We start from the raw sequence: 9,148 nt of genomic DNA on the forward strand, positions 1-9,148 counted from the left end.
TATCTCATGCGGGCTATCCCAGAAGCTCCCGTCACCCACCGACGCCCTGCTGCGCGACCCGCACCTGGCCACGTTCCTGGGCTGAACGGCCCTGGTTCCGTTGTTTGTCGTAGGCGGCATAGAGGCCTTCGGTCACGTTCAGTGAACCCGCCGCCAGCGCTCGGGGAAGTTCTTCATGTTCTGACAAGGATGAGACCTTTATCCACGTCTTGCGTAGCTTTCATCGGTTCGCGCACAAAGCTCGCTTCTGTTAACGCTATCTTTCGCTGGCGCTGGAGGTTATGGTCTGCATTCAAGACCCGGACACCTGCGACATATAGCCCCATCCCCCCAGTTCACGCCGTCCCCCCACATCTCACAGCGAGGTGAACCTTTGTCTGTGCTGCCCTCGTCCCCTCGGAGCCCCGCCCGGAACGGCGTCGTGCCCCACGTGTCAGCGACCGGATCGAGGAGGATCGATTGAGAGTGCGACAGCCAAGGTCACGTCACAGGCTGAGTCGCAAGGGTAGAGGTGTCGCGGGCCTGGTACTGGGTGCGCTTCTCTCGGTCTCGCTCGCAGCGACGCCCTCGCACGCTGCCGAGGACAACCTGAACGAGGGCCTGGTGCACCACTTCGCCCTCGACGAGACCAGTGGGACGACGCTGGTCAACTCGGGTAGTGCGGGCTCGGCGGCGAACGCCACGCTCGTGCATCCGGAGAAGGCGACCTTGACCGGCGATGGAGTCAGGTTCAACCCCGGCTCCTACGAGAGCGCCCTCGATGGTGCGTACGTGGCACTGCCGAAAAACATCACCACCGGCATGTCGAACCTCACGGTCGACTATGACGTGTGGATCGACCCGGCGAACGTCGGCGAGCACCAGATGTGGAGCTTCGGCGCGAAGTCCGGCTCGTGCGACGCCGACACCGGCGCCCAGGGCTCCATCTTCGCGTCGAACACCCAGCGGTTCCGCATCGCGGTGGGTTCGGCGAACCTCCAACAGAACCGGGTCCGCATGCCCGAGGGAGCATGGACGCACGTCACCTACACCCAGTCCCTGAACGCGAACGGGACGAGCTGGACCGGCAGGCTTTACCTCGACGGCGTGCTGCACGCGACGTCAACGAACCTGACCACGCCGCCGTCGGTGAACGCTGCGGGGACCAACTGCAACTTCCTCGCTCGCTCGCAGACGTCGGGCCACTACTCGTTCCGCGGAACGATCCGGGACTTCCGGGTCTACGACCGGGCAGTGAGCCCCGACGAGACACTCGCCCTGGCGAAAAGGACCGTCTCCAATGGCGTTCACGCCGACGCCGACGCCATCGACCTCGGCCTGACCAATGCGATCGTACGCGACATCGTTCTGCCCAAGGTGGGCTCCGTGGCGGGCTCGACCATCACGTGGACGAGTTCGGACCCGTCAGTCGTCCAGGTCTACACCCCGCCGACCCTCCCCAGCGCACGCAAGGTTCCGGTGACCGGCAAAGTCACCCGACCCGCGCAGGGGCAGCCCGACGCGACAGCCACACTCACGGCGACTGTCCGCAAGGGCGCCCAAGAGGTCACCACACGGGAGATCCCCATCGTGGTGAAGGCCGAGTTCGACAACGCGCAGGCGGTCGACCGTGACACGTCCGACCTGACCCTGCACGCCACCGACCACGTGCGCGGAAACATCAACCTCCCTGCCACCGGCGAGTTCGGATCCACGATCACCTGGAAGTCGACCACCGACCTCGTCACCCCGACGGGTAAGGTGACCCGCCCGCCCTTCGGCCGTGCGGACGTCGACGCCATCCTGACGGCGACCATCACCAAGAGTTCGGCCTCGAAGACGAAGTCGTTCCCGGTGACCATCACCGCCATGCCCCGTTCCGAGGAGTACGAGCGGTACTTCATGGGGTACTTCAAGGGCGAGGGGATCGCCGACGGCGAGCAGATCATGTTCGCGACGTCCAACGGAAACACCGCTCTGGACTGGACCGGTCTGACCGGAGGCCGGCCGTCGCTCATCTCCCAGCTGGGCGACCAGGGCCTTCGTGACCCGCACATCGTCCGCTCACCCGACGGCGACACGTTCTACATGATCGCCACCGACCTGAACTGGTACGACCAGGGCGGATACGCCATCAACGACACCCAGTACATCGAGGTGTTCGAGTCGCACGACCTCGTGCACTGGACTCCTCAGCGGCACGTGAAGGTCGCGCCCGACAACGCGGGCAACGCCTTCGCACCCGAGTCGCTGTGGGTCAAGGAGATCGGCGCCTACGCCGTGTTCTGGGCACAGTCGCTCTGGAACGACCCCGTGAACCGCACCGGTCAAGGAAACGCGCAGATGTGGTACACCACGACGCGCGACTTCCAGACGTTCTCCGGTCCCAAGGTCTGGCAGAACCCGGCCCCTCTGTCGCGGATCGACACGACCGCGATCCGCGTCGGCGACTACTACTACCGCGTGACCAAGAACGAGGCCGGCAACCAGGGCTCGGACATCTTCTCGGAGAAGCACACCGACTTCCTGGACAGCAACATCGACAACTGGACGTTGGTCGCTCCGGCTCTGGGGCGCACGACGTGGGTCGCCAACCAGGGGTACGAGGGGCCGATCATCTTCAAGGCCAACCCTGGTGACACCTCCTGCCCCGGCCAGTTCTACCTCTGGGGTGACCGATACACGAACGGTGGTGGATACCAGGCCGCGTGCCACGACAACATCGAGGCTCCGACCTGGAACGCCAAGGCGATCACGATGACCAACGCGGGCGTCGCCCGTCCGCGTCACGGCACCGTGATCCCGATCACTCTCCGCGAGTGGAACGACATCCGCCGGATCCCGAACAGCGACGTCACGACCACCACTGAGGTGGCTGTCGAGCCGTACGCGAGCGAGGCCCAGACGACCACGGCCACCGCCACGGTCAAGGCAGCCGACGGGTTCGAGACCGGCGGTCAGGTGCGGTTCAGCATCGGCTCGTGGTCGAAGCTCGCGTACCTGAAGGACGGCACGGCCACGGTCACGCTGCCGGCGGCTCTGCCTGCGGGTACCCGGACGGTCAAGGCCGAGTACCTCGGCTTCGACTACCTGAAGGCGTCGGAAGGTGCGGCGTCGTTCGAGGTGCCCTCCGGCCCGGACGCCGTCAAGGTCCATGCGAAGACCGCGCCGGCGTCGGTCGTCCGCGGGGACACGTTCAAGCTGCACGTGACCGTTGGTCCGGCGGGCGGGCAGAAGAAGAACGCTCCGACCCCGACCGGCGAGGTCACCGTCACCTTCGGCGGCACCGTGCAGGTCGTGTCACTGGCGGACGGCGAGGCCGTCGTCACACTGCAGACTGCCGATCTGCAGCGCGGGGCGTACACGGTCCACGTCGCATACTCCGGCAACCCGACCTACCAGCCCTACGCCGCCGACTACCAGAAGTTGACGGTGCGGTAGCCGGCAGGTGGCGGGCCGGCGAGCTCATCCTCGTCGGCCCGCCACGAGCGACCTGGGCGGGCCGGCGAGCTCAGCGCCTCGACGCGCCCGGCGGGAGCATCGGGACCAAAGCACACCGGGGCCGGGCGCCCGGAGGACGCCGGCCCGCGACGTCGGCCTTATCCGACGCGCTTCCAGGGACCGTTCGGGTCGCCTGGTGTCTGGTTGCGGGTCCACCACTTCGCCTGGTAGACGACGCCCTGGTGTTCCGCCCGGTCGCCGGCGACGAAGATCCGTGACGGGGTCCACACGGCGGTGCCGTCCGCCGTGGTCACGATCTGCTGCCAGGGCCCGTACGGATCGCCGGGGGTCTGGTTCTTCGTCCACCACGAGGCGCGCCAGACGGATCCGTGGTAGGACACCTGGTCACCGGTGTCGTAGACCGTGGCGGCGGCCCAGGCCGGGGGGTTGTCGATGACGATGGAGACGGTCTGCTCGGTGGTCAGCCCGTTCGCGCCGACCGCGTCGATCTTGAGCTGGTAGGTGCCGTTCGGATAGGCGGTGGTGTCGACGACGAGGTTGGGGTGAAGCCCGTCGTTGTGGCTGCCGGGCGCCTTGGTGTTGTCGGTCAGCCAGACGCCGCCGCGGTTGAGTTCGATGTAGGTGTAGGACACGTCGGACGCCGTGCCGCCGAGGTCGACGGTGAAGGTCGGGGTGCCGGAGACGGTGGCGCCGTCGGCCACCGAGACGCCCTTGATCGTCGGGTAGGGCTCGAGGGCCCAGAAATGGTCGGGGACGGCGGCCTCGCCTGTCGCGGGTGCCGGGCTGGCGACGAGGGTCGCGTTGCGCCCGTTGCCCGACGAGTCCGCGACGGCCGTGCCTCCGGTCTCGTCGAACGTGTAGCGCAGGACGTCGCCCGCGCCGGCCTGCCCGGTCGCGAGGGCGGACACCTCGGACGCGGTCAGCGCGCGGCTGTAGACGTTGAAGTCGTCGACCGCGGCGGCCAGGTACGGGTCCCCCGAGTACTGCGAGCGGCCGATCCAGTTCTGGGTGGTGCTGCCGAGGCTGGACGGATGCAGAGTCAGGTTGGTGTTGGTGCCCGCGACCTGGCCGTTGACGTAGAGGGTGCCGGTGGTGCCGGACACGGTCACCGTCACCAGCGACCAGGTGTTGAGCGGGAGCGTCGTGGTGGAGCTGATCTGCTGCTCCCCGCCGGCGCCGCTGGTCGTGATGGCGAAGCGGAGCCCGGTGTTCTTGTTGAGCGTCAGGAACATGTAGTTCGACGCGCCGGTGCCGAAGTCGAACACCCGCGACCACGTCGTGTTCTTGGCCGGGTTGACCCACGTCGAGACCGTGAAGTCGCCCGTGACGCCGCTCACCGCGCCTCGCGGGACGTTCACGTACTGGTTGGCTCCGGACAGCGCGACGGCCTTGCCGAGTTTGCCGGTCACCCGGGTGCCGCCGATACCGGAGGACGTGACGGTGGTGTCACTCCACTGCACGACCTGGGCGCCCGGGTCCTTGCTCATGCCGTCGACGGCGAGCACGAGACCGGTGTCGTAGTTCACGAGCTGGTTGTGGCCCTTCCCGTCGGGGACGACCTGCCAGAGCTGGGCGTTGCCGCCGGTGTCGGTCTCCACGACAGCGGACGCACCGTTGCCTGACGAGGCGTCCTTCACCCCGAGCACCAATCCGCTGGCCGCGTTGACCACCTTGTACAGGCCGGAGCCGGTGGAGACCAGCTTCCATTTCTGTGTGGCGCCGCCCGCGGCGGTGGCCTGGTTCACGAGGGTCCCGGCCGACGTCCCCGCATCGTGGGTGTCGAGCGCGAGCCCGCTGTTGAGATTGGTGATCCGATACGTGTTCTCGAGGTCGGTCGCCGTACCGGCGCCGCTGATCACCAGGTGGTAGGCGTCGGCGGAGCTCATCGCCACCGGCACGGTGATGGAGCCGTCGGTCACCTGGTAGACGGTGTCGGAGACGGTGATCGGGCCGGCGACGGGGTTGGTGCGCCCGTACGACGGCGTGTACTCGAGCTTCGCGTGGACGGTGCCGCCCAGGTCGAGCTTGTCCAGTCCGTCGACCTTGACGGCGGTGGCGCCGCTGCCGCCGCCGAAGACCACGCTGACCTGCTTCTTGTCGGTGGGCACGGCGGCGGCGCCGTCGAGGCCGGTGGTGGCGTTGGGCGGGGTGGTCACGACCATGTCCCCGCTCATGTCGGCGTACCATTTGTAGAGCCAGTAGGCGCCGTTCGGGCTTCCGCCGGTGCCGGTCAGCAGGTCGCCGAGCGCGCCATAGCCGTTCCAGAACGCGAGCTCGGCGTCGTGGATGCCGTATCGCTCGAACTTCGCGATGTACCCCACCAGGGAGCCCGGGATGCCGACCTCGGAGGGCGCCGCGTACTCCTCGATCGAGATCGGGCGGGGGCTGATGCCGAGGTCCTTCATGATGGCGTTGACCTTGGCGAGGTCACTCACGATCTTGCCCGAGTTGATCAGTTCGTGCCAGGCGATGATGTCGGGGACCGTGTCGGTCTCGACCGCGTTCTTCAGGAACTTCTCCATGTCGGTGATGTTGTCGGAGAAGCTCGGGCCCTGGATCGGCGTGGTCGGGTCGAGCGATCGCACCTGACGGAAGGTCTTCGTCCAGAAGTCCTCGTAGGTGCCGTTGGACGAGAGCCAGGTGTTGTCCGACTCGTTCCACAGCGCGTACGCCGCCATGTTCGTCGCGCCGGACGCCTGGACGGCCTTGACCTGCTGCTCCACCACGCCCGGCCAGGTGTCCCAGCTGAACTTGTACGGCCAGCCGGCGTAGTAGTCCGACAGGCGGTTCACGACCTTCGCGCCCGCTCTGGCCGCCTTGTCGGCGACCACCAGCACGTCGCCCTTCGCCTGCTGCTTGCCGCCCACGGCCATCTGGACGAACGTGTTCGGCTTGATGGCCTTGACCAGGGCGTCGGAGGGCGTCGCGTCGTCGGCGAGGCCGTACAGGGACCCCGTCGCGACATGCGTGACCGGGCGGAAGGGCTGGTCGGCTTTCACCACGAGCGTGGCCGCGGGGGCCGCCGCGGCGGACGCGGGCGAGGCGGACAGGGCCGCTCCCGTGGCCGCGATCGTGAGCGCGGCCACCGCCAGGACCGCCGCGTGGTGGGATGCGCCCTGATACCGGCGCAGGCCGAGGCGCGGGGCCGATGCCCTCCCCGGAGGCGATGCCGTTCGAGACATGCGTGGTGCTCCTTTGCGTTCGTGAACGAGGGACGCTCACATTTGGTTGTGCGTCGTCTCGAAGGGGTCCCGGTCCGTGGCGATGCGCTGTGTTAGCGTTAACATTGAGGCGCGTCCGGGGGTGGTGGCGTCCTCTGCCGATGTGGGCGCTTCCTTCGAAAGGGCGAGGACGGCGGCGGGCCGCCCTGGAGTGCCCTGACGCGTGGTGCCGACAGAGGCGACGGACGATCCGTCGCCCCTGTCTAGTCCTTGACTGCGCCGGCGGTGACCCCGGCGGCGACGTAGCGCTGGGCGATGACGAGCAGCACGGTCGCCGGGATCGAGGCGACGACCGCGGTCGCCATGATGGCGTTCCACTGCTGGTTGTTGTTGCCGATGTAGTGGTAGATGCCGAGCGTGATCGGCTGGCGGCCGCCGCCCTGGTCGAGCGTGCTGGCGAAGACGAAGTCCGACCACGCCCACAGGAAGGCGAACAGCGACACGGTGATGACCGAGTTGCGGCTGACCGGCAGCACGACCGACCAGAACGTGCGCACCGCGCCCGCGCCGTCCACCCGGGCCGCCTGCATCAGCTCCTCGGGGATGCCGGACATGAACGCGGTGAAGATCAGCACCGCGAACGGCACCGCCAGCGTGGAGTCGGCCACGATCAGTCCCGGCACGGTGTTCAGCACGCCGGTGCTGAGGTAGATCGCGTAGAAGCCCATCGCCATGATCACGCCGGGGATCATCTGCGCGATCAGCAGCACGAAGCTCAGCACGCCGCCGCCGCGCGGGCGCAGCTTGGCCAGCGAGTACGCCGCGGGCGCCGCGATCACCAGCGTGAGGGCCACGGTGCCCAGCCCCACCACGAGGCTGGTGGCGAGGTAGGGCCCCTGCTGCTCCAGCACCGCGCGGTAGCCCTCCAGCGTCCCGTGCACCGGGAACCAGTACGGCGGCGACTTGCGCATGTCCTGGTCGCGGGTGAACGAGACGTTGATCATCCAGTAGACGGGGAACAGCATGAACGCGGTGAAGACCACGCCAAGGCCGGTCCGCCACCAGGTGCGCCGGGTCGCCCTCATGCCGCCGCCCCCTGCCTGCGCTGTGCGCGGATGTAGACGAGTCCGAAGACCAGCGCGATCACGATCAGCAGGTTGCCGACCGCCGCGCCGGGCCCGAAGGAGGGCAGCAGGTTGCCGAAGCCCAGCCGGTACGACCACGTGGCCAGCGTCGTGGACGCGTCGCTCGGCCCGCCCTTCGTCATGATCCAGATGATGTCGAACACCTTCAGCGTGTAGACCAGCCCGAGCAGCAGCGTGATCGCCGAGACCGGCCGCAGCAGCGGGAACGTCACCCGCCAGAACCGCTGCCAGCCGCCCGCGCCGTCCAGGGCCGCCGCCTCGTGGATGTGGGCCGGGATCGCCTGCAGGCCGCTGTACAGCACGACCAGGTTGAACGGGATGCCGATCCAGATGTTCGCGATGGTCACCGACCACAGCGACCAGTCCGGGGACGTCAGCCAGTTGACCGGGTCGATCCCCACCGCCGCGAGCACCGCGTTGACGACGCCCGACTCGCTGTTGAGCATCCACGACCAAGTCGAGGACGAAACGATCAGCGGCAGCAGCCACGGCACCAGGAACAGCGCGCGCAGCGTCGCCGACAGCCGGAAGTTCCGGCTGAAGAACACCGCGAGCGCGAGCCCGATGGAGAACTGGAAGGCCAGCGACACCACCGTGAACACGATGGTGTGCCACAGCGCCGGCCCGAACGTGGCGTCCGCGAACACCTTCGCGTAGTTGGCGAACCCCGTGAACGGCGCGTCCCCCTGCACGAACGACCGCACCGTGTAGTTCCGCAGGCTGAGGTCGACGTTCCGGTACAGCGGATAGACGTAGAACGCGAGCAGGTAGACCACCACCGGCGCGAGGAACGCCCATGCCGCCCACTGTCCCGATCGCCGTGCGGGTGCGCGGCGGCCCGCGGCCCGTGGCACCGGGGCCCGTTCGCGCCGGCGCTCCCCCGTCGGCGGGGCCGGCGTCTGTGTTGCGTGTTTCATGCTTTCCTTCGACCCGTCGGACAACCGGATGCGGGCCCGGAGACGATATCCCGGGCCCGCGCGACGCTACTGGACGGCGCTCGCCGCCGTCGCCTGGGCGGCCGTCAGCGCCTCCTGCGGCGGCTGCGACCCGCTCAGCGCGGCCTGCATCGCCTTCCACATGGGCTCGGAGATCTTCGGGTACTTCGTGCCGAGGTTGTCGCTGGTGCGGCCCTTGGCCGCCTTGACCGCCTCCACCCACACCTTCAGCTCGGCGTTCTGCTCGACCTGCTTGGTCTGCACCTCCTCGGTCGGCGCGATGTACGACAGCGTGGTGTCGGTGGTGAGGGAGTTGCCGGTGCTGGCCAGGCACGTCACCAGCTTCTGCGTGGCGACGTAGCGGGCGGCGTCCTTCTGCACGGGAATGGTGACGAACTCGCCGCCGGTCGGGGCGGGGGCGGTGCCGCCGTCCTTGCCGGGGATCGGGATGATGCCGTAGTCGAAG

5 protein-coding genes are annotated in these 9,148 nt (G+C 68.1%); 1 reads left to right on the forward strand and 4 read right to left on the reverse strand.

Translation table 11 applies throughout. The features are described from left to right. The first annotated feature begins 603 nt into the window (after nt 1-603). Complete coding sequence (locus tag B1L11_RS29730) at nt 604-3,420, forward strand: immunoglobulin-like domain-containing protein (protein ID WP_079318419.1); 2,817 nt, start codon at nt 604-606, stop codon at nt 3,418-3,420. Between the two features lie 158 nt (nt 3,421-3,578). Here B1L11_RS29730 and B1L11_RS29735 read toward each other — a convergent pair whose 3' ends face one another. The 4 genes from B1L11_RS29735 to B1L11_RS29750 form a co-directional block, all read right to left on the reverse strand. Next, on the reverse strand, nt 3,579-6,623 hold the full coding sequence (locus tag B1L11_RS29735; protein WP_079318421.1) for a LamG-like jellyroll fold domain-containing protein: 3,045 nt from the start codon (nt 6,621-6,623) through the stop codon (nt 3,579-3,581). A 242-nt stretch (nt 6,624-6,865) separates the two neighbouring features. Beyond that, nucleotides 6,866-7,687, reverse strand: coding sequence for a carbohydrate ABC transporter permease (locus B1L11_RS29740; protein WP_079318423.1), 822 nt, complete (start codon nt 7,685-7,687; stop codon nt 6,866-6,868). Then, the gene (locus tag B1L11_RS29745) at nt 7,684-8,664 is read right to left on the reverse strand and encodes a carbohydrate ABC transporter permease (RefSeq protein WP_079318425.1); all 981 of its coding nucleotides are present in this window, start codon (nt 8,662-8,664) and stop codon (nt 7,684-7,686) included. The genes B1L11_RS29740 and B1L11_RS29745 overlap by 4 nt, the downstream gene beginning before the upstream one ends. Nucleotides 8,665-8,730: 66 nt before the next feature. Then, the coding region (locus tag B1L11_RS29750) for an extracellular solute-binding protein (protein WP_372974744.1) at nt 8,731-9,148 on the reverse strand (418 nt) is incomplete at its 5' end.

Source organism: Microbispora sp. GKU 823, from assembly GCF_002027145.1.
Classification (GTDB): domain Bacteria; phylum Actinomycetota; class Actinomycetes; order Streptosporangiales; family Streptosporangiaceae; genus Microbispora; species Microbispora siamensis.

Bases quoted from the DNA above. Each gene is read 5' to 3' on its own strand.
- B1L11_RS29745 (WP_079318425.1), bottom strand. From the start codon at position 8,664: ATGAAACACGCAACACAGACGCCGGCCCCGCCGACGGGGGAGCGCCGG.
- B1L11_RS29735 (WP_079318421.1), bottom strand. From the start codon at position 6,623: ATGTCTCGAACGGCATCGCCTCCGGGGAGGGCATCGGCCCCGCGCCTC.
- B1L11_RS29740 (WP_079318423.1), bottom strand. From the start codon at position 7,687: ATGAGGGCGACCCGGCGCACCTGGTGGCGGACCGGCCTTGGCGTGGTC.